The organism is Synechococcus sp. MVIR-18-1 (assembly GCF_014279835.1).
GTDB lineage: Bacteria > Cyanobacteriota > Cyanobacteriia > PCC-6307 > Cyanobiaceae > Synechococcus_C.
In genome coordinates this window covers 1,130,767-1,151,402 of the sequence record NZ_CP047942.1, presented here as the reverse complement: position 1 = coordinate 1,151,402, position 20,636 = coordinate 1,130,767, and the positions used below count along the sequence as shown (strand labels likewise).

The 20,636-nt window shown below is 54.7% G+C and carries 23 protein-coding genes; 14 read left to right on the top strand and 9 right to left on the bottom strand.

Annotated elements, in window-relative coordinates; all coding sequences use genetic code 11:
• Window positions 1-30: 30 nt before the first annotated feature.
• Window positions 31-1,926 carry an ATP-dependent zinc metalloprotease FtsH gene (gene ftsH / locus SynMVIR181_RS06090; protein WP_186590351.1) on the bottom strand — a complete coding sequence of 632 codons (1,896 nt, stop codon included), beginning with the start codon at window positions 1,924-1,926 and terminating at the stop codon, window positions 31-33.
• An 87-nt stretch (window positions 1,927-2,013) separates the two neighbouring features.
• On the opposite strand from ftsH, the gene rpmF reads away from it, so the two are divergent.
• Complete coding sequence (rpmF, locus tag SynMVIR181_RS06085; protein WP_006852524.1) at window positions 2,014-2,190, top strand: 50S ribosomal protein L32; 177 nt, start codon at window positions 2,014-2,016, stop codon at window positions 2,188-2,190.
• Window positions 2,191-2,192: 2 nt separating this feature from the next.
• Here rpmF and SynMVIR181_RS06080 read toward each other — a convergent pair whose 3' ends face one another.
• Genes SynMVIR181_RS06080 through SynMVIR181_RS06070 form a run of 3 tightly spaced genes read right to left on the bottom strand, consistent with a single transcriptional unit; the run spans window position 2,193 to window position 4,226 of the window.
• On the bottom strand, window positions 2,193-3,113 hold the full coding sequence (locus SynMVIR181_RS06080) for a kinase (protein ID WP_186590350.1): 921 nt from the start codon (window positions 3,111-3,113) through the stop codon (window positions 2,193-2,195).
• A gap of 10 nt (window positions 3,114-3,123) precedes the next feature.
• Window positions 3,124-3,462 (bottom strand): DUF565 domain-containing protein, encoded by a 339-nt coding sequence (locus SynMVIR181_RS06075; RefSeq protein WP_186525202.1) that lies wholly within the window; start codon window positions 3,460-3,462, stop codon window positions 3,124-3,126.
• Window positions 3,462-4,226, bottom strand: a complete 765-nt coding sequence (locus SynMVIR181_RS06070) for an HAD-IA family hydrolase (RefSeq protein WP_186590349.1) — start codon at window positions 4,224-4,226, stop codon at window positions 3,462-3,464. The genes SynMVIR181_RS06075 and SynMVIR181_RS06070 overlap by 1 nt, the downstream gene beginning before the upstream one ends.
• 61 nt (window positions 4,227-4,287) lie before the next feature.
• On the opposite strand from SynMVIR181_RS06070, the gene recJ reads away from it, so the two are divergent.
• Together recJ and SynMVIR181_RS06060 are read left to right on the top strand one after the other, a co-directional pair.
• Complete coding sequence (recJ, locus tag SynMVIR181_RS06065) at window positions 4,288-6,183, top strand: single-stranded-DNA-specific exonuclease RecJ (protein ID WP_186590348.1); 1,896 nt, start codon at window positions 4,288-4,290, stop codon at window positions 6,181-6,183.
• Window positions 6,180-7,544 carry a chloride channel protein gene (locus SynMVIR181_RS06060; protein WP_186590347.1) on the top strand — a complete coding sequence of 455 codons (1,365 nt, stop codon included), beginning with the start codon at window positions 6,180-6,182 and terminating at the stop codon, window positions 7,542-7,544. Before recJ ends, SynMVIR181_RS06060 begins: the two co-directional genes overlap by 4 nt.
• Here the strand turns inward: SynMVIR181_RS06060 and psb30 are convergent.
• A complete protein-coding gene (gene psb30, locus SynMVIR181_RS06055; protein WP_038013133.1) occupies window positions 7,523-7,630 on the bottom strand; it encodes a photosystem II reaction center protein Ycf12/Psb30 in 108 nt (35 codons plus the stop codon). The two genes, SynMVIR181_RS06060 and psb30, sit on opposite strands and share 22 nt — an antisense overlap.
• Window positions 7,631-7,748: 118 nt before the next feature.
• Here psb30 and SynMVIR181_RS06050 point away from each other — a divergent pair, with 118 nt between their 5' ends.
• The 11 genes from SynMVIR181_RS06050 (at window position 7,749) to fmt (ending at window position 18,034) form a co-directional block, all read left to right on the top strand.
• Window positions 7,749-8,123 (top strand): YkgJ family cysteine cluster protein, encoded by a 375-nt coding sequence (locus SynMVIR181_RS06050; protein WP_186590346.1) that lies wholly within the window; start codon window positions 7,749-7,751, stop codon window positions 8,121-8,123.
• Window positions 8,116-8,445: a TMEM165/GDT1 family protein gene (locus SynMVIR181_RS06045; protein WP_186525197.1), complete on the top strand. Its 330-nt coding sequence runs from the start codon at window positions 8,116-8,118 to the stop codon at window positions 8,443-8,445. The genes SynMVIR181_RS06050 and SynMVIR181_RS06045 overlap by 8 nt, the downstream gene beginning before the upstream one ends.
• A gap of 6 nt (window positions 8,446-8,451) precedes the next feature.
• Entirely contained in the window at window positions 8,452-8,757 is a 306-nt protein-coding gene (locus tag SynMVIR181_RS06040; RefSeq protein WP_186525196.1) for a TMEM165/GDT1 family protein, read from the top strand.
• A gap of 127 nt (window positions 8,758-8,884) precedes the next feature.
• Window positions 8,885-11,266 (top strand): RNB domain-containing ribonuclease, encoded by a 2,382-nt coding sequence (locus SynMVIR181_RS06035; protein WP_186590345.1) that lies wholly within the window; start codon window positions 8,885-8,887, stop codon window positions 11,264-11,266.
• 4 nt (window positions 11,267-11,270) lie between these two features.
• Window positions 11,271-11,900: a flavin prenyltransferase UbiX gene (locus tag SynMVIR181_RS06030; RefSeq protein WP_186590344.1), complete on the top strand. Its 630-nt coding sequence runs from the start codon at window positions 11,271-11,273 to the stop codon at window positions 11,898-11,900.
• The gene (locus tag SynMVIR181_RS06025) at window positions 11,897-12,433 is read left to right on the top strand and encodes a hypothetical protein (protein ID WP_186590343.1); all 537 of its coding nucleotides are present in this window, start codon (window positions 11,897-11,899) and stop codon (window positions 12,431-12,433) included. The genes SynMVIR181_RS06030 and SynMVIR181_RS06025 overlap by 4 nt, the downstream gene beginning before the upstream one ends.
• Before the next feature lie 45 nt (window positions 12,434-12,478).
• On the top strand, window positions 12,479-12,940 hold the full coding sequence (locus SynMVIR181_RS06020; protein WP_186590342.1) for a DUF2996 domain-containing protein: 462 nt from the start codon (window positions 12,479-12,481) through the stop codon (window positions 12,938-12,940).
• Between the two features lie 74 nt (window positions 12,941-13,014).
• Window positions 13,015-14,100 carry a magnesium-protoporphyrin IX monomethyl ester (oxidative) cyclase gene (gene acsF, locus SynMVIR181_RS06015; RefSeq protein ID WP_186525191.1) on the top strand — a complete coding sequence of 362 codons (1,086 nt, stop codon included), beginning with the start codon at window positions 13,015-13,017 and terminating at the stop codon, window positions 14,098-14,100.
• 61 nt (window positions 14,101-14,161) lie between these two features.
• On the top strand, window positions 14,162-15,625 hold the full coding sequence (locus SynMVIR181_RS06010) for a TldD/PmbA family protein (RefSeq protein ID WP_370593882.1): 1,464 nt from the start codon (window positions 14,162-14,164) through the stop codon (window positions 15,623-15,625).
• A 2-nt stretch (window positions 15,626-15,627) separates the two neighbouring features.
• On the top strand, window positions 15,628-16,995 hold the full coding sequence (locus SynMVIR181_RS06005) for a TldD/PmbA family protein (RefSeq protein WP_186590534.1): 1,368 nt from the start codon (window positions 15,628-15,630) through the stop codon (window positions 16,993-16,995).
• A gap of 10 nt (window positions 16,996-17,005) precedes the next feature.
• Complete coding sequence (gene fmt / locus SynMVIR181_RS06000) at window positions 17,006-18,034, top strand: methionyl-tRNA formyltransferase (protein WP_186590341.1); 1,029 nt, start codon at window positions 17,006-17,008, stop codon at window positions 18,032-18,034.
• A 10-nt stretch (window positions 18,035-18,044) separates the two neighbouring features.
• On the opposite strand, the gene SynMVIR181_RS05995 is transcribed toward fmt, so the two are convergent.
• The 4 genes from SynMVIR181_RS05995 to SynMVIR181_RS05980 all read right to left on the bottom strand — a co-directional run bounded on the left by SynMVIR181_RS05995 (window position 18,045) and on the right by SynMVIR181_RS05980 (window position 20,634).
• Window positions 18,045-19,262, bottom strand: a complete 1,218-nt coding sequence (locus SynMVIR181_RS05995) for a DEAD/DEAH box helicase (protein ID WP_186590340.1) — start codon at window positions 19,260-19,262, stop codon at window positions 18,045-18,047.
• A gap of 95 nt (window positions 19,263-19,357) precedes the next feature.
• The gene (locus tag SynMVIR181_RS05990; protein WP_186590339.1) at window positions 19,358-19,570 is read right to left on the bottom strand and encodes a hypothetical protein; all 213 of its coding nucleotides are present in this window, start codon (window positions 19,568-19,570) and stop codon (window positions 19,358-19,360) included.
• A gap of 237 nt (window positions 19,571-19,807) precedes the next feature.
• Window positions 19,808-20,296 carry a hypothetical protein gene (locus SynMVIR181_RS05985; RefSeq protein ID WP_186590338.1) on the bottom strand — a complete coding sequence of 163 codons (489 nt, stop codon included), beginning with the start codon at window positions 20,294-20,296 and terminating at the stop codon, window positions 19,808-19,810.
• Window positions 20,296-20,634, bottom strand: a complete 339-nt coding sequence (locus SynMVIR181_RS05980) for a DUF6464 family protein (protein ID WP_186590337.1) — start codon at window positions 20,632-20,634, stop codon at window positions 20,296-20,298. Before SynMVIR181_RS05980 ends, SynMVIR181_RS05985 begins: the two co-directional genes overlap by 1 nt.
• Between the last annotated feature and the right edge of the window lie 2 nt (window positions 20,635-20,636).

The following is a 20,636-nucleotide window of genomic DNA, read 5'->3' as shown; positions in this document are numbered from 1 at the left end:
GGATGATTTTTGCCACTGGAGTGGAGCGAATCAAGTCGCAGCTGGCTTTTGAGCCAGAAGGGGTTTATAAAAATCATCATTCTTCAATTGATTTTCCCTACTTTGCGGCTGATCTAGACCCCCTATTTCATAGAAGCGCGAACTCGATAGCGTTTCTTCCGTAATCAAGGCCTCAACAAGACGATCCATGACTTCACGACGGGGCTCTAATAAGGCGATCGCCTCATCGAGAGCTTGGCTTGCCAGCTGGCGAACACAAGCATCAATTGCTTTACCTGTGCTCTCTGCATAGGAGGGACGGGTATGGATTAAGTCTCTACCTAAAAACACCTCCTGATCACCACCTTCAAGAGCAACGGGCCCCAGAGAAGAAAATCCAAAGCGAGTCACCATTTCTCTGGCGAGCTGAGAGACCATTTGCAGATCTCCACTCGCTCCCTGGGTGATCTCACCAGGACCAAAGACCACCGTCTCTGCTGCACGTCCACCGAGTGCCATGACAAGACGCGCCCGCAAATAAGCCTTGCTGACCAGGCCGGAATCAATCACCTCCTCATCAGGGAAGAATCGGGTAAATCCGCCCACTCCACCACTGCGTGGAAGCAAGGTCACCTTGTCCACAGGATCGGCGTGAGGCGTAAGGGCTGCCACCAAGGCATGACCAATTTCGTGATATGCGATCAGCCGTTTCTTGGCACTGTCCTGGAGGGGAGACGCCGATAAGCCCATCGTGATGCGTTCAAGGGCTGCCTCTAATTCTGAGCTGCCTACAAAGGAACGGTCATGTCGCGCCGTGAGGATCGCGGCTTCATTGATGAGATTGGCCAGATCAGCACCCGAAAATCCTGGTGTTCTTAGGGCCCAATCAGCCAAAGACACCTCATCTGAAAGAGGTCTACTTCGGGCATGAACCGCAAGGATCGCCTCACGCCCCTTGCGATCAGGCAGGTCGACATGGATACGACGATCGAAACGGCCTGGACGCATTAAGGCCGTATCGAGCACGTCAGCCCTGTTGGTGGCGGCAAGCAAGATCACACCTGAATTATCAGCAAAGCCATCCATTTCAGTGAGCAACTGATTCAGGGTCTGCTCCCGTTCATCATTGCCCCCGCCGATTCCTGCACCGCGTTGACGGCCAACGGCATCAATTTCATCGATAAAAATGATGCAAGGCGATTTCTCCTTGGCCTTGCGGAATAAATCGCGAACGCGACTTGCACCAACGCCCACAAACAGCTCTACAAACTCAGATGCCGCAATCGAGAAAAACGGAACCCCAGCCTCCCCAGCAATGGCCTTGGCCAGCAATGTTTTTCCCGTTCCCGGCGGTCCTACCAACAGAACACCCCGAGGGATCCGCGCTCCAAGACGAATAAAACTCTCGGGCTGCTTCAGAAAGGTCACGACCTCCTGGAGTTCCTCCTTGGCTTCGCTGATCCCGGCAACGTCCTCAAATCGAACGGTGATTTCATCTTGAGGGCGGATCCGAGCTTGACTGCGACCAAAGCCCATGGCTTTGTTTGCGGCCTGCGCCGAGCGACGAAGCAGAAAAGAAAGGCCGATCACAATCAAGGCGATCAGGGCCAAATTTCCTGCCAACCCAGCCAAAGCTTGTTCCTGACGAACATCTTTCACCGTCAAGGGAACGCCAGCAGATTCAGCTGTACGCAAGATCTGTTGATCGTTCGCCAGTGTGGAAACAGTGGCATTGCGGCCGTCGTCGTATTCCACGATCACTTCCCGACGAGCAGGAACCAATTGCAGATCTTTGACTTTTCCCGCTGAAATTTGCGTCAATAACTCGCTGTAACTCGGCGGGGGATCCGATTTAAAGCGAGCAAACGGATTGGTGGGGCTTTCCTTGGCATCGGTCCCAGATGCCTGGGAGACGATGATTTCACGATCTTCCGGACCTGAACTCACACCGTTCCTGCGATGTATTAAGAGTAGCGATTTGACGAGCGGACTCTCGAAAGTAGATTATGGGCGTTTGGAAGAGTTCCGGCTGCAATGGCTGTACCGAAGAAGAAAACCTCTAAGAGCAAGCGCAATCAAAGGCATGCTGTTTGGAAGGCAAAAGCAGCCACTGCTGCACAACGTGCTATGTCAATCGGCAAGTCAGTGTTGAGTGGCCGTGCTCAAGGTTTTGTGTATCCGGTTGCTGATGCTGATGACAGCGAGGACTGAGTTCATTTCAAGGTGATCTCACGAACGGCGCGTTGGTTTGTGAGATCAATCACAACATCGGATTGATGCAGATCCTGCAGCCAAGGTGCTGGAAATGCAGTTTCAATCATCCGAACAAAATCTTGGACAGCGGATTCAGACACTTGAACACCGGTGGTCCTGGTTTGGGTCTCCACCTGCTGTCGCTTCCAAAGCCGGCTCGATGTACCGCTTTGAGATTTGAGGTGCCAGAGCTTATCGATTCGATCCCAGATCGGTGCATAGTCAGGGATGAGCCGAATGAGCCGCTCGCGATACAGCATCTCTTCACTTGTGAGCTCAAGCGAGTGCAAGTTCTGAGCGGAACAAATTTCATCAGGCACGCAAACGCCCACGAACCATCCCTCCAGCACCACTAAATCAGGAGTGGATCGAACCCATTCACTGCGATCCCCTCGACCTTGACGGAGGGATTTATCAAAGCGAGGGGCGTTCAATATCCCTGTCTCTCGCCACTGATCAAGAGCTATGGCCATCAACTCCAGATCGTGACTACCTGGTATTGCCCTGGGCACACCCCAGGGATTTCCTGCCATCCGTCGATCAAGCTCTGGACCAGGCCAATAAAAATCATCGATTGAAAGAAACGCGATCGACCATCCCAACTCGGAACTGGCTTGCACAAGCCAATCGCAAAGGGTGGTTTTTCCGCATCCAGGAAGAGCACTCAGTCCGAGCAGGGGACGACCACCCATCTCCATGAGGCTCTCTACCTGCGAGAGCAATGGAAACGCCACACCCAGCAGCCATTCATCGTTCACGTTCTCGGGCCAGACGCAACGGGCAAGTTCAACACCACCGCGTTGCTGCCAATGGCTCCACCAGCGCTCGGGTTCGGACCAACCCAAGGCTTCAAGGAGCAAAGGCAACCCTTTTGGAGCCATTGGAGACGGATCAAGAGCCAAGCTTGAAGGCCTCAAACACAACGGAAAAGACGGCTCCAACGCGGATGTTGTCGAGAGCTAGCCAGCCCAGGGGCCATGGTTCTTGCTTCACATAGCTGCGTCCTCGAATCAACAGCTCAATAACAATCACCATGTAAAACACCACGAAAGGGCGTTGTTGATCGACCTTTTGAAACCAATACATGGTGAAGTTGCTGCCCAAAAGGAACCCCAGCAGCAGGGAGAGAACACCCAGGCTGCGGCGACGCCAAGATCCAGTTAGCGCTCGTGTGAGTTGAACACCAATCCGTCTCTGAAACTGTTCATAGCGGGTGAGATGGGTCGTCATCAATCAGGTAAGACGAGAAGCATCTGCAAGTACTCCAGCGTGACAAGCCCATCCAGACAAGGGGGGCCGCTCGAAACAGTGCATGGGATCTGGGCACTCCCCAGATGATCCAGCATCGCCACGGCCTGATCTTGATAGCGATGGAGCTCCTGATCCCATGGAGAGGGCATCAGCAGACAGCGCAGGCCAGCCGTTCTGGCCGAAAGAAGGCCCGGCGTTGAATCCTCAAACGCCAAGGCCGCATCAGGATCGGTATCACTGCATGCAAGCGCTTTTAAATAGGGATCAGGATTGGGTTTATGCCTCGATACATCATCGGCACTAATCACACCAGCAAACGGATGGTCGCCGCCGGGAAACAGGGTGTCTAACAACGCGGATACGGAAGGACCACCACTACTGGTCACAATCCATTGAGGAATCGCCCGCGCCTGAAGCTCACGAAGAAGTCTTTCCACGCCTGGGCGAAGAGTCACAGCTCCGGCACGCACTGCATCGAGATAGTGACGCTGTTTGGACATGCGCAGCTGAGCAAACTGCGCATCGCTCAAGACCTCACCCTGCTGCTGCGCAAAAGTTTTCATACGAAGGATTCCACCAGGAATGCTGAGCAAACGCTTGTAAGTCTCTGGATCCCAGGTCCAATCCAAACCCTGTTCAACGAAAGCTCGGTTGAAGGCTGGTCGATGCCCATCCATTTCAGTGTCCGCAAGGGTGCCATCCACATCCCAGAACACGGTCTTCAAGACAGGCATGACAGCCATGCAATTCATGGCAACAGCTTGAAGGACGAAGCACAATGCAGGCTGCTTGTGCTCCTGCCCGTTGCCGTCTGCCGCCTCAATTCAGCAATGGCAACTACCGCGGGGCATTGACCTCACTGCTCTCGATGCGGTTCCCCTTCCTCTGCCCCTGCGTGCACTGCTGTTCCGCCGCGGTCTGACAGAACCAGATCAGGTGAATGCCTTACTGAGTGATTCCCCCTTACCCAACCCGGATGGCCACTTCCCTGAATTGGAAACGGCGGTCCAACGCTTGCATCAAGCCTGTTTGACAGCAGAACGCGTTGCCATTTGTGGTGACTACGACGCCGATGGCATGACGAGTACGGCGTTGTTGCTGCGCACCTTGCGCACGTTGGGGGCGGAACCCCAAGCAGCGATCCCAAGCCGTATGGCTGATGGCTATGGCTTGAACTGTTCCATGGTGAATGAACTCCACGATGGTGGCGTTCGGCTCATTGTCACTGTCGATAACGGAGTGGCGGCCCACGAGGCCTTGAGTAGAGCTGAAGATCTGGGCATAGAGGTGGTGCTCACCGATCACCACACGCTCCCAAAGAAACGCCCAAAAGCTCTCGCTTTAATTCATCCGGCCACCACGCCGGACCACTCTCCCTATCGAGGATTAGCAGGCGTTGGACTCGCCTATGTCCTGGCGCGCGAACTCGCAGAACGTATGTGCCAACCAACAGCCATCGCCAGTGCTCGTGATTTGTTTTGCATTGGAACGGTGGCCGACATGGCACCGCTGACAGGAGCCAACAGGACACTCCTGAGAGAAGGGTTGCTTCATCTCCATCAAAGCAACTGTCCGGGAGTGCGCGCCCTGCAGCAACTTGCTGGACTCGGTGATCGGCCACTGCGCGCCGATGACATCGGCTTTCAACTGGCTCCCAGAATCAACGCCGTAGGGCGAATCGGCGATCCCCAATTGGTGGTGGATTTACTCACCGCCGACGACCAAAACAGCGCGATTGAGCTTGGCCGCCAATGCGACAGTCTCAACCGACAGCGGCGAGAACTGTGTGATGCCATTGAGGCCGAAGCCTTGGCCCTATTGGAGTCTGACCGTGATCCATTACCACCCTTTCTTCTTCTCGCGCAAGGCCACTGGCATCACGGGGTGATTGGCATCGTTGCGGCACGCCTCATGGAACGTTTCCAACGTCCAACCGCCTTACTGGCTGCTGATGGCGATGGCCTGATGCGAGCCTCGGTGCGGGCTCCAGCAGGGTTTGCCGTCGACAACGCTCTCAACCACTGCACAGCCCTTCTCGAGCGCCATGGCGGCCACCCCGCCGCAGGGGGATTCACGGTGAAAGCCGAGCAGGTGCATCGCCTGCATGAGGAGCTCAATGCCTTGGCTCTGAACTGGATTCAAAAGCGTGGGGAAGGAATCCTGGTGGAACCAGAAGCATTGTTGTCGCTCGCAGCGATCAATCACGAACTCTGGTCCGCATTGCTCTCTCTGGAACCTTTTGGAATCGGCCATCCAGCACCACTGTTTTGGTCGAGAGCTTGCACGGTGACATCCCAGCGATTGCTCCGCGGCGGTCACCTCAAACTCACCTTGGCGCAAGACGACTGTGAAAGGGAAGCGATCGCTTGGCGCTGGCAACAAACCCAACCACTGCCAACCGTCGTGGACGTGGCGTTTCGAATCAGCCTCAACCGCTGGCAAGGAGAAGCAAAACTGCAGCTCGAAATCCAGGCCCTACGCGAACATCACGCTTGCTTGGATCTGCACCGCGGCCTAGGCGTTTATCGCTGCACGAGCCCCCACGGATCAACCGTAGAGATTCGGAATCCATCTGGGGAAAGGCTGTCTGGATTGGTCAACAGCAACGGTGTATTTGAAAGTGAAGACAACAGGGCAAGACACCCTTACGTTGCTGGCCTCATTCAAGACGCTTGCATTGGCCTTGGCCTTCTTCCATGACCTCTGAACGCAACACAACAAACTCACGGTTCCGTGGCCCAGCGTCGGTCTTGAACGAAATCAATCGACTTGGGCGCCATTTCATTGGCTTGCTAGCTGTTGGCGTCTTGATTGGCCTGGCTTGCCTCCCCCTGAATCTCGTCGATCGCATTCAGGAGTGGTTGTTCGATTTCTTGCCAACAACCGGCCAAACCCGCTGGACCTCCATTGGTCTGCTGATTGCAATCGCTCCCGTTGTGGTGATGCCGATCCTGTTGATGCTTCAACGAGGGCCGTGGCGAGGCGGCGCTGGATCTGGAATTCCTTCAACGATGAACGCGCTGGAAGATCCATCGTTGATGCCAGATGCGATGGAAGCAGGCAGCACGCTGCACAGAGGAATCCTTTGGTCGGTAGCGACAGCAGCCATGTTTCCTCTGGGACGGGAAGGTCCAGTGGTGCAATTTGGCTCAGCGGTGGCACGCGCCACGCAAAAACGTTGGCCCAATTGGATGCCAGCTCTCACCGAACGACAGATGGTCGCCATTGGCGGAGGAGCCGGCCTAGCCGGTGGTTTCAACACTCCTTTGCTGGGCGTTGTGTTCATGCTTGAGGAGCTCACAGCTGAATATTCAATCGTCACGATCTGGCCGGCTTTGCTGGTGTGTGTGGCCGCGGCTGGATTTTCAAACCTTGGAGGAGAACCGATCTTCGGCTTAGGTCTCATCAATGTGTATGCGCCAGAAAAAGAACAACTGATGCTGGCGATTCCGATTGGAATCGCCGCTGGTCTTGTGGGCGGATTCTTCAATCGAGGACTGGTGTGGACCACAGCACGCTTATCTCCATTGGTCCGACAGCGTCCCCTGCGCACCGGTCTGTGCCTAGGCGCCGCACTGAGTTTGCTCGCCCTGTTGAGCTGGGGAACAAGCACTGCGGATGGTGAGGCACTCGTGAAACAACTGCTTGAGCGAGGCTTGCCGGAACTTGGCTCTGAGCATTCTGATTTCAGCTCGGGGATCGTGAGCATTTGGATCACCGTTGTCCGGGTGATCGGTCCCATGCTCGCCCTCGCACCAGGAGTACCAGGCGGGTTAATCGACCCATCGCTCACCTTCGGTGCCGTTCTCGGCTACACGGTCTGTGCGGTGATTGGATTCAGCACCCAAGTGGGCGTAGGGCTTGGCTTAGCAGCAGGACTAGCTGGAGCCACCCAATTGCCCTTGGTCTCCTTAATTTTTTCCTGGCGACTCGTCGGCGATCAACAATTATTTGCAGGAGCTTGTCTCACGGCCGTGATTGCCGCTTACACCGGCCGGCTGGTCTCGCGAACACCGGTGTATCACGCACTCGCAAAGCTTCAGAGAGCTCCGCGCCTGTAGAAGAGGATGAAGATCACTGCTGGGCCAGCAAGCGTGATGAGAGCAAGAGCCCCAAAATTTGCAATCAGGTGGATGTCAAATCCCATGGAAGGAAAGCAGTTGATCAGCGTGATGCCTCCAAAAGGGTACGGGGCGTTCCACCGCATTGCCCTTATCAAGAGGTATCACTGTGATGCCTTGTCACAGCAACCTCTGAATTGAACCATGAGCCGCCCGCCCCTTCACTGGTCCTGCCTGAATCACTGCGGTGCATGTTGCAGGCTTGCTCCGGCTGAACGACAGGACGCTCTTGAAGCGTTATCGGACGATCAGCAAACGATCTATCTGGAGATGGTGGGGGAGGACGGATGGTGCAGGCATTTCGACCAAGGAGGCCGGCGCTGCAGGATTTATGAAGACCGCCCTGACTTTTGCAGGGTGAGCGGATTGGCCGATTTATTTGCGGTACCTGAGGAGGAAGTCAATGCCTTCGCTATTGATTGCTGTCGGCAGCAAATTCGATCGGTTCATGGCGGAAGAAGCCTGGAACTGCGTAAGTTCGAGCGGTTGATTCGCTCACCTCAGGATTCCGATGACTGAAGCAGGTAGCGACAGCAAGCTTGGTTTTAATGCCGTTCTACTGAGCACATTTACCACCGTTTTCCTCGCTGAATTGGGTGACAAAACCCAATTAGCCACCCTCCTTCTGTCCGCCCAATCCGGCGAGCCATGGTTGGTGTTCATCGGGGCCGCGCTGGCGTTGATCTGTTCAAGTCTGGTGGGCGTTCTGGTGGGACGTTGGCTCTCCACCATCCTTCCCCCAGAACGCCTGGAACAAATGGCTGGTTTGCTGATGGTTGGACTGGGTTTGTGGCTGGGAAGTCAAGCCTTGCAGTCACTGATAGAGACCCAATCACGCTAAATAGTTATGGACTTCACCCTTCTCATTTCCACGTTTGTGACCGTGTTCTTGGCAGAGCTCGGTGACAAAACCCAACTAGCAACAGTGGCGATCAGCGGCACATCGGATCGACCGTTGGCGGTGTTTCTCGGATCCTCCAGCGCCTTAGTCCTCGCCAGCTTGATTGGAGCTGTTGCTGGAGGGTCTTTGTCCGCTGTGATTCCCGCCGACTGGCTGCAACTGGCGGCCTCAACTGGATTTCTGGTCATCGGAGGCCGCTTGCTGATGCCCATGCTCCAAGCCGGACTGGGATCCAGCCAGACCGACGACTAAGAGGGGGATTGCGCCCAGTCGGGCGATTAGAGTTGGATTGTCATTGACTGATTGCATTACCAACTCTTCGAGTGCAACGGTTTTGATTCAACTCCCGGTCCTGAAGGCCGGTTTCTTTCACGCTCCGATGAAATTCACGGTCGCCGACCTTCTCGACCAGGTCCCCCAAGACGGCTCGCTTGAGGTCAGCAAACTCGAGAAGATTCTCCGTCTAACCAACCGAGCCGACAAGCAGTCACTCAGCATTGCGCTAAAGGGCCTTAACCGCCTTGGTGTGCTGAGCCTTGAAGACGAGAGTTCGATCTCCCGTGGTGACGACATTGGCTTCATTGAAGCCCGTTTGCGCTGCAGCAGCAAAGGATTCTGTTTTGCCATTCGTGATGACGGCGGCGAAGACATTTACATCCGTGACCATCAGCTGAATCACGCTTGGAATGGCGACCGCGTGTTGGTGCGCATCATTCGTGATGCAGGCCGTCGTCGATCTCCAGAAGGCGGGGTGCAATGCATTTTGCAAAGAGCAACCACAAGCCTGTTGGCCCAAGTGGAACAACAGGATGAGCGACTGCTCGCCGTTCCCCTCGATGATCGTCTTCTCGCCTCCATCGAGCTACCCGAGGGAGATAGCAACTACCAACTCGAGGGACCAGCCACATCAGTGGTGGAAGTACAGCTGGACCGATACCCGATCGCTCAACACCCCGCCCGCGGCCATGTAGCCCGTTCGCTGCCACTCAACGGTGGTGTCGATGCTGATCGCGATCTTTTACTGACCAAGGCCCATTTGCACTCCAGGGCCAGTGCCCCCAGAACAACGATCAAGGCTCCAGCAGATAAACGCCGCAAAGACCTCACCGATCAGCCCTGTTTGCTACTGAACAACTGGGAGATTGATGGTGCTCCTCATCTGCCTGCAGTCCATGTCATCCCCCATGACGGTGGAACCCAGCTGTGGATTCATGCTCCTGCTGTCGCTGAACGCGTGAACCCGGGCAACAGCCTTGATCAGTGGCTGTGCGAACAAAGCGAAGCGCTTTGTTTGGGCAATAAGTGGATCCCGTTGCTGAGCGCCAACCTTTCCAAAGCGGCCGCTTTCAAGGTTGGGGACTCACAAGCAGCGGTGAGTCTTCGTGTTGATCTCGATGCAGAAGGCGAAGCTCGCGACTGGGAATTTTGTCTGACTCAGATTCGGCCTGTCGCTGAAGTGACGTCGGAGGCTTTGGCTGCTTTGGCGGGGCGCAAGCCCCGATCTCGTGCCATCCCAGCAGCACTCAAATCGATCAAAGATCAGATCGGACAACTCGAGACTTTGATCTTTTGTGCCAAAGCTCTTCATGCCGCAGATTTGAGACATGGCCAAATTGAATTGGATCTCCCAACACCCGATTTGGAAACGCTTGGAGACCTGCGAGTCACCGAACCTGATGGTGGCAATCGGCAATGGATTGAACCGCTAAGGGAAGAGGATCCCTTTTCAATCTTGGCTGTATTTCTGCGAGCAGCTCACGCCACCTGGACTGAGCATTGCCTGGATTTCAATCTTCCAGCTTTCGTGCTGCAAGCCAATGATCCCGACAGTGGACCGCTGAACGATGTCGCCAAAGCAGCCATTGCCTTAGAGCTGCCTCTCTCTCTCGATGAAGAGGGCACCACCTCAGCTTCAGAACTTGCACAAGCCTTAATCGCAAGCCCATCGAGACGGGTGCTCAATCTGCAGCTGCGACACACCCTCCCCGATCCCCAGTACCGCCTGATCCAGTCGAAGGCCAAGCACATCGCCCTCGCCGGTGAAGACGATCAATCATCGATTGAGACGGAAGATGGTCTTGGAGACATCGACACTGCAAACGACACGGATGAGATAGCTGGTCCTGCTCAGGATGGATCGACTCTCCTATTGGCTCCTTGGTGCTGTCCCAGCCTGCATTACGCCGATTTATTGAACCAGCAGGTGTTGTGTCAACTGCTCAACGACGGCAAGGATCGTCCCAGCGTTCGCCAAAAAGAAACGGTCAACTTGGGCAGCAAAGGTGCCGCTTCAAGGATGACCTGGCCGCTGTTTAGCGGGTCGCTCCAACAACGCTTGCAGGAGCTTCTCCAAGAACGCCAACTGCAACGGCTCAACTCCCGGCGTCGCCAGCAGACAGAGCTTCGCAGAGATGTGATTGCAATGGCTCAAGCACGAAGCGCGGAACCCATGCTTGATCACGAGCAGCAAGGTGTTATCAGCGGCGTTCAGAGTTATGGATTCTTCGTGGAGATTGCCCCCTCCATGGTGGAAGGTCTGGTGCATGTCAGCTCCTTGAACGACGATTGGTACGAATATCGCTCGCGCCAAAATCGATTGGTGGGGCGTCGTAATCGCCGCATTTACAAACTTGGAGATCCCGTCACGGTTCGGGTCACCAAAGTGGACGTCCTGCGCAATCAGATCGACCTGGACATCGTGTTGAGCTCCGAAGAAACACAGGAAGAGTCACCGATACCTGTGGCCTTGAGTGAGGGTTAGGGACGTGTCCTTCTTGGAGCAACCTGATCGTCCCTATGTCTTAGGGGTGAGCGGTGCCTCAGCCCAACCGCTTGCCGAGCGGGCCCTCCAACTATTGCTTCAGCAGGGACGCAGCGTTCACCTGATCATGAGTCGGGGGGCTCATGAGGTTTGGCTAGCCGAGCAATCCATCCAGGTTCCCGTCGATCCTGAGCTTCAGGAACGATTTTGGAGATCGCGGCTGAATGTTGAAACTGGATCGTTGATTTGCCATCGCTGGGGAGATCAAGCCGCCACCATCGCCAGTGGAAGTGTGGCAACCAGGGGCATGGTGATTGTTCCTTGCTCAATGGGCACCGTGGGGCGTATCGCCGCCGGAGTAGCCAGTGATCTGCTTGAACGTTGTGCCGATGTTCATCTCAAGGAGGGACGACCACTGGTGCTGGCACCGAGAGAAATGCCATGGAGCCTGATTCATCTTCGCAATCTCACAACTCTGGCTGAGGCGGGAGCGAGAATTGCACCACCCATCCCTGCCTGGTACAGCCAGCCCCAAAATCTCAGCGAGATGATTGATTTCTTGGTGGTAAGACTCTTCGATTCCCTGGGCGAAGATTTGAGTCCTCTAAAGCGTTGGCAGGGTCGCCAGCCATGACAGCCTTTCAACGCTTGCTGCTGATTCCCTGTCTGAGTCCGGTGGTGTTGATGTTGTTGATCGCCTCACTCAATCTCGGACAAGCGTCATCGTTGCGGGTGCTCACATGGAGATTGCCCACATTGCCCATTGGGGCCTGGATTGCGGTCGCAACGGCCTTGGGATCGAGCGTCACTGCTGTGGCTGGATTGGCGATGGTGACCTCGAGACCTGTGCTGCGCCGAGAGGTTCGTCGGCCGGCAAAAGGGCCCGATGTTCAAGAGCCGTTGCCTCGTGAGCAACCCCATCAGGCCAGATCAGCTCAACCCACGCCTTGGCCAGAAAGGGATGTGCGCGATCCCGCCCCAACCGTCTCAGTGCCCTTCAGGGTGGTGCATCGAGGCAGCCAGGCCAACGCAACACCAACCCAATCCACAGACACCAAGCCCGTCCGGCCAAAGCAACAACAGGCCGACCCATCGACTGCCGATGCAGGGGGAGGAATGGGGGCTGATGCCGACGATTGGAATCAACAGATTGGCGATGATTGGTAGAGAGAGCACTGGGCTGTCTACAGTTCGCCCAGCAATCAAAGTCCGGTGAGCGAAACTCCCGAAACACCCAAAGCGGCTGCCAAAGCGGCTGCCAAAGCAGATGCCAAACCAGCGGCTAAGCCAGCAGCAAAACCCGCTCCGAAGCCAAAGCTGGAGGACAAACCCTTTCAGGCGTTCATTAAGGACGATCTCATCCCATCCCTCAGCAAAGCGCTGAGCAGCAATCACCAAATCACCGCTTCGATTGAGCTCATCGAAGGGGACCGTCCTGTCGTTGGTGGCCAATGCTGGATGGTCACCGGTGCCTTACCAGGAGACCGGCGGTTCTGGGTCTGTTTTGAATCGGATTCGATTACATCCGGTAAAACCATTGCGCTTGCAGAATCCGGAACGGAACCAAGTTTGCTGGAATCCTTTTTGATCGATGAGAAGCGCATCAACCTTGCCCTTCTCCAGTCCCGATTGCTACAGCGGCTGAATGGACAAAAATGGCTGGGTGGGAATTAACTGAGAGGTCGTAACACTGGGCTGTTTGTTACCGGAGGGCGACCTACGATGAGTCGTAGTGACTGACGCAACCGATGGTGCCTCCAACAGCCGTGACGGAAGCCACAGCAGCACCAGGGTCCAACGTTACGGCGAAAGACCCGGAGAAGGACACGATCCTGACCCCTCGTTTTTACACGACAGATTTCGAGGCGATGGCCGCGATGGATCTGCGTCCAAATGAGGCAGAACTAGAAGCCATTTGCGAAGAGTTCCGAAAGGATTACAACCGCCATCACTTTGTGCGCAATGGTGAATTTGATGGAGCTGCAGATCAGCTTGATCCAGAAACTCGCAAAGTGTTCGTTGAATTTCTAGAACAAAGTTGCACGTCTGAGTTTTCAGGGTTTTTGCTTTACAAAGAACTCAGCCGTCGGATCAAAACCAAAAACCCACTTCTCGCCGAATGCTTCTCGCATATGGCCCGTGATGAGGCGCGGCACGCCGGCTTCCTCAACAAGTCGATGAGTGATTTTGGTCTGCAGCTGGATCTTGGCTTCTTAACAGCCAGCAAAAGCTATACATTTTTTAAGCCAAAATTTATATTTTACGCCACATATCTTTCTGAAAAAATTGGTTACTGGCGTTACATCACTATTTTCCGCCATCTCGAACAAAATCCCGACTGCAAGATATTTCCGATCTTCAACTTTTTCGAGAATTGGTGCCAAGACGAAAATCGCCACGGTGATTTCTTTGATGCCTTGATGAAAGCTCAGCCAGACACCGTGAGGGGATTGCGCGCACGACTGTGGTGCCGTTTCTTCCTTCTAGCGGTGTTCGCAACTATGTATGTGCGTGATGTGGCACGCAAGGAGTTTTACGAATCCCTGGGTTTGGATGCTCGTGAATACGACCGTTTGGTCATCGACAAGACCAATGAGAACACCGCACGGGTGTTTCCAGTGGTTCTCGATGTCAAGAATCCACGCTTCTTCAATGGTCTCGAACGCTTGGTGAACAACAACGCTGCGCTCAGCGCCGTGGATGCCACCCAAGCCCCTGCACCCATCAAATTGCTGCGCAAACTTCCCCATTGGGTGGCCAATGGTGCTCAGATGGCATCCCTGTTCTTGATGGCACCGATCCGCAGCGAGCAATACCACCCAAGCGTTCGTTGAGAGCTGGCAGCTGACTTGGGCCTATGTCTCCGATGTCTTCCGCGATTCTCCATAATCAAGGTTGACGCGCACGAGGGGCTTGGTCCAAACCCATCCCGCTCTTAACCAGACCTTCACTCTGGATCCGAGCCACACTCCCTGGAAAGATCGCCTGGAAACGCTTCTTCAGACAGGGGTTCGTGCTGGTGCTGATCTTGTTGAAGTGTTCCTAGAACGCACGGATCACTTAGGTGTTCTTGCGGAACAGGAGCGCATCACGAGTGTGTCTCCATCCTTTGGAATGGGCGCTGGAATTCGCGTCTTCATGGGTCATCGAGATGGGTTCGTGAGCACAAACGACCTCAGTGAATCCGGTTTAGCCCAAGCCCTTGATCAAGCCTTAGCCATGCTCGAATTGGAGCACAATGCTCTGCAGCATGAGCGAGGCTTTGAAGGACTCAGTCAGCTCAGGGATTTCGGAGCCAATAAGGACACCTGGCTCGCGCAGTCTCCTGAGCTCAGTGAAATCACGCAGCGACTTCTGGAAGGAACAGCTCGACTCGATCAGATCGGACAGCACCTAGAGGTTCGTCGAGGCAGCTTTTCACGAGACTGGCAAGAGGTCCTTGTCGCTGCCAGTGATGGGACATATGCCCGCGATATCCGCCTGCATCAGTCCAGTGGCCTCAGTGTTTTAGCCGCCGATGGCGAGCATCGAGCGAGCATTGCCCGCCGATTTGGATCTAGCGACCGCCCGGATGATTTACGGGAATGGGATGTGGATGCAGCTGCCAATGAAGTGTGCAGCAGTGCAGCAACCATGCTTCATGCCGATTACGTGGACGGAGGACAGATGCCCGTGGTCCTCGCCAATCGTTTTGGAGGCGTCATTTTTCATGAAGCCTGCGGCCATCTGCTTGAAACCACCCAGGTGGAACGCGGGACAACCCCATTTGCAGATCAAGTTGGAAAAACGATTGCCAACCCTGCAGTGACCGCCATTGATGAAGGTCTCAGTACCGGCGCCTTTGGGTCTCTGTCCATGGACGATGAGGGGATGGAATCGCAGCGCACGGTCTTAATCGAGCAGGGCGTCTTAAAAGGATTCCTGAGTGATCGTGCGGGAGAACTACGCACCGGTCATGCGCGGACCGGTAGCGGCAGGCGACAAAACCACGGCTTCGCAGCGGCAAGCCGCATGCGCAACACTTACATCGCAGCCGGTCCGCACAGCACCGATGACCTGATCCAATCGGTCGACCGTGGCCTGTATTGCAAGTCCATGGGCGGTGGAAGTGTGGGACCAACCGGTCAATTTAATTTCTCTGTGGAAGAGGGCTACATCATTGAAAATGGCCAACTTGGCCGTCCGGTCAAGGGAGCAACGCTGATCGGTGAGGCCAAGGAAGTGATGCCAAGGATTTCCATGTGCGCCAACGATCTCGACTTAGCTGCTGGCTACTGCGGATCAGTGAGCGGCAGCATTTTTGTGACCGTGGGGCAACCCCACATCAAGGTTGATTCGATCACCGTGGGAGGCCGTTGACCATGACCCATACACCTCTCAATGTGGAAGAGCTGCGGGATCAGCTCCACGCCCTAGCAACCAGGGACGGGATCCGTCAGTGGGATCTTGGAGCCAGCCGAGGAATGAATGCCTCGGTCCAAGTGGACCGTGGTGAAGCCAAGCAAATGAAGGCGGCTCAACGCAGTTCAATCACGGTGCGCGTATGGAATGAGCAAGGACTGATTGGTGTGACAAGCACCTCTGATCTTTCACCAGGCGGACTCGACAAAGCCCTCAAGGGCGCTTATCAGGCCAGTTCCTTTGGCAATGCCGAAGACATCCCAGGTTTCTCACCGCTGGCCACGGCAGCGATCCCCGAGCTTGATCGACCGCTGAAACCCTCTCAGAGCATTCAGACGTTGCTGAGCACTCTCAAAGATGTGGAAGGTGAGTTGCTTGCCAAACACCCTGCGATTGAAACCGTCCCCTACAACGGTTTGAGCGAAGGCAATAGCGAGCGGATTTACCTCAACAGCGAGGGGGCACTCCGCCACATGCAACGGACGCAGGCCAGCCTCTACTTGTATGCACGCGCAGAAGAAAGCGGCAGAAAACCACGCAGCGGTGGGGCCGTTCGAGTGGCACTAGGTAGTGCTGATCTTGACCTGGGTGGCTGCATTCAGGAAGCCGCAGAACGCACCATCAGCCATCTCAACTACCAACCGATCGATACCGGTCGTTATTTGGTCTGTTTCACACCGGAGGCATTTCTAGATCTTCTTGGTGCATTCAGCAGCATGATGAATGCCAGATCCATTCTTGATGGCGTGAGCCTGAGCAGCAAGGAATCGCTTGGCCAACAACTCGCCGTGCCATTTTTCAATTTGCACGACAACGGCTTGCATCCCGCTCATGTAGGAGCAGCTGCCTTTGATGGAGAAGGCACACCAACCAAACGTCTCTGCCTGATCGGCAACGGAACGTTGGAAAATCTGCTTCATTCAGAGGCCACGGCTCGTCAGTTTGGTGTGCATCCCACCGGTCACGCCGGACTCGGAGCCAAGGTCTCCGTTGGACCCGATTGGTTTGAAGTGAGTTCAAGCTCAGGCGTGAGCAGCGCCGCCAACCATCTCGACCATCGCAACGCCAGCGAACCCTTTGTGTTGATCGAGAGTTTGAATGCACTCCATGCAGGCGTGAAGGCCAGTCAAGGTGCTTTTTCACTGCCATTCGATGGCTGGCTCGTGAAGGATGGTGAGCGAATTTCTGTGGAAGCAGCCACGATCGCTGGCGATATCCGGGATGTTCTGAAAGGGATTGTTCACCTAGAACCCAACGAAGTGGTGACCCATCAGGGCGTTTCACCCCATGTTTGGGTGGATGGCTTAGCGATTACAGGCGAAGCCTGAGCCCGCAACGATGAACATTTTGTTCTGGGGAACACCGGACTATGCAGTGCCAACGCTGGTGGCACTGCATCAAGCCGGCCATACGCTTGTGGGAGTGGTCACCCAACCCGATCGACGCCGGGGACGTGGGAAGACATTGATTCCATCGCCCGTGAAGGCCAAAGCGCTTGAGATGGGATTGAAAGTATTCACGCCCCAACGGATCAAGCAGGACGAAAGCTGCCAAGAGCAACTCGCAGAGCTCCAGGCAGACCTGTCCGTAGTGGTGGCCTTCGGGCAGATTTTGCCAAAAAGTGTGCTGGATCAACCGCCGCTGGGCTGCTGGAACGGCCATGGATCTCTGCTCCCAAAGTGGCGCGGTGCCGGACCGATTCAGTGGGCGCTGCTTGAAGGCGATGCTGAAACTGGCGTGGGTGTGATGGCAATGGAAGAGGGTCTCGACACTGGACCTGTTCTGATAGAGCGAAACCTGGCGATTGGGTTGCTCGATAACGGCCACACCCTGGCCGAACGCATGAGCGCTCTCACCGCTGATCTCATGGTGGAAGCCATGCCATTGATTGCGTTGGCAGGACTCGGATCGGAGGCTGAACGTAGGGCACGGCTCAAGCTAAGCGACCAGGCCGATCGCCCTGGAGAAGCGAGTTATGCCCGCATGCTCACCAAACAAGACCACCAGATTGACTGGTCAGCCTCGGCACTCACCATTCACCGCAAAGTGATGGCGCTCTATCCCAATGCAGTGACGATTTGGAATGACAAACGGCTCAAACTCTTGCATTGCGAACCGCTTATCGAGCGACTGAGAAAGGAGCTCCCTACCGAGATACACCCCCTCATCGGGCGCTGGGCCACAGGAGAGCATCCACCAGGAATCGTGCTGGAATCGGTGAAGGGAGTCGGAATTGTCGTCAGCACAAGTGGCTGTCCAATCCTGGTTCGTGCGGCGCAGCTCGAAGGCAAAGGGCGAAGCGAAGGCGACTCGCTTCTTCAACAAATAAACGCTCAACCCAAACAATCATTCGGCACGTTTACGTAACGTTAAAGCGTTATCGGCGATACGTTCTCGTGCTACGCGTCTCTTGTCGTCGGCGCGACGAACCTCCTGAGCGGCGCCCCCGCCCACCGCTTAAGTCGAGCGGTGGAGCACTGAGAACGGTGGGCTCGAACCCGGGAACGTTTTCACGACGCAGAGACTCACCCGTGAGGCGCTCAATCGCCTTCAAGAGCAGTGCTTCTTCAGCAGCAACGAGAGAGATGGCGTGGCCGGTTTCTCCAGCACGACCTGTGCGACCAATGCGATGCACATAGTCCTCGGCAACGTTGGGAAGGTCGAGATTCACCACATGAGGAAGCTGCTGAATATCAATCCCTCGTGCAGCGATATCCGTGGCAACAAGAACGCGCACCGATCCATCCTTGAATCCCTGCAAGGCCCGTGTTCGCGCACCCTGGCTTTTGTTGCCATGAATAGCAGCCGCCAACAGACCCTGCTGACTCAGGCGCTCCACGACGCGATTGGCACCATGCTTGGTTCGAGAGAAGACCAACACCTGGAGCCATTCACCACTGCGAATGAGATGGCTAAGCAGATCAATTTTGCGAGCCATGTCGCATGGATGAACAACCTGCTCTACAGATCGCACCGTTTGATTGGCAGGGGCAACCTGAATTTGTACGGGATGGTTGAGCAACCCCGTTGCCAACTTTCGAATTGGCGCACTAAAAGTGGCCGAAAACATCAAAGTCTGACGACGATCAGGAAGCCGTGAAATCACCCGTCGGATGTCATGAATAAAGCCCATATCCAACATTCGGTCGGCTTCATCAAGCACCAAGAACTCCACCCGATCAAAACGCACAGCCCCCTGCTGGAGCAGATCTAATAAACGCCCTGGAGTGGCAACCAACACATCAACACCCTTTTGCAGACGCTGAATTTGAGGGTTGATTTTCACACCACCAAACACCACCTCACTGGTGAGAGGAAGATGCTTGCTGTAGTCCCGAACACTGGCCAGCACCTGGGCGGCGAGCTCGCGGGTGGGGGTGAGCACCAAGGCACGAATTTGACCTCGCCCTGGACGAGCACCATGATTAAGGCGCTCCAACATCGGAAGCGTGAACCCTGCGGTTTTACCCGTTCCTGTTTGTGCAGCAGCCATCACATCCCTCCCAGAGATCACAGCCGGAATGGCCTGCAACTGAATCGGCGAGGGAGCGGTGTATCCCTTCTCCTGCAAAGCCTTAAGCAACGGCTGACTCAAACCAAGTGAATCAAAACCAGAGGCTGCGGACTCCGATGCAACAGGGGAAGCGGAAATGGCCGGTCAAGCGAAAGATTCAGCCTAGATCCACACCTTCAACACTCCGTATAAAGGATGCGAGCTTGATTCCAAATCTGCTCTAGGTCTTCATCGGACAGAACAAGCGCTTGCGGATGGACCAACGCCAACCACTGACGTCGATGCTCCAAGCCCGTGCTGTCAAAAAACTCCTCACCAGCCGCCAAGACCCTGAATTTTAAAAATTCAAGCAATACTGAGCGATTTTTAATGCGATCAGCGTCCGTCATCAAGTTTCCACCAGCACAATTGAGAACCACTCACTAAGTGTTGCTCATTACGGAACTACAACCGAACCATACTCAGAGAATCCGTAAAAGCTAAGCGCAATAAGCGGCAAAAATGATTCAATCAAGCAAAAGCATGGACAAAACACAATGACTCACAAAAAAAGACGCTAGTCCAACAATCAGACAAGTCATAAACACGACAACCCAAAAGATTGCCTACAAACCGTAAAAACACTATTAAACAGAATATAAGATTTGGATAGCCGTAGGATCCACCCCGAGCTCAAACGCTTGATTCAAACAAATGGGACCAACATAGGGAGCCAGGATTTTCAGTACAGATGGATTTTGCCAATGCCTGGCCTTCGTTTCTGGATGTGGATAATAAACCAAACCAGGCACATTAATACCACTACGACCAATGGAACGCAATCGAATCTTCCAAAACGAAAAAGTCTCAGGAGGATGCAAATGGGTCCATTCAAGATCCTGAAAAAAATAATCAGGCTTCCTAAGCTGGAGCTCTACAGGTGAAAATGAAAGATTTAATGTTCCAGGCCAAAATGGGGAAAGATCAAGCCCTAACGCCGCAAAATAGGGTGATTGCATCGCAATCGTGCCCTTGGGGTACGGAGATGTCTTTAAATGAACTGAATTCAAAGCTTGACCAGAAGCGACGCCGTGTCCCTCAAGAAGAACAGCAGCATGCCAGCTAAGGGAGGTCATCAGCGCGCTTCTCTATGAACACAACGATCGCATGGTCCATCAGGCAACACGGCGCAACGAAGCAGAGGACTCAAAGCATTAAAGCGACAATCAGAGTCTCCAATCACCCAACCATGACCAACGAAGTGAGCATCAGCAGGCTGCTTTTGAGCTTTAACGTGGAGAACAATCAAAGAGAGTTCATAACGACCAGAGTGCAACTTATAGCGATGTCGTCGTTGCATAACGAGGTAGCTGACATGTTCATGCAGAAACCATTGCCCAGGCGTTGGAGGATCAGTCGACTCCATGCGGGCGAGCAAAACAAGACTGACGGACTGACGAAGTTCAACAATCATCA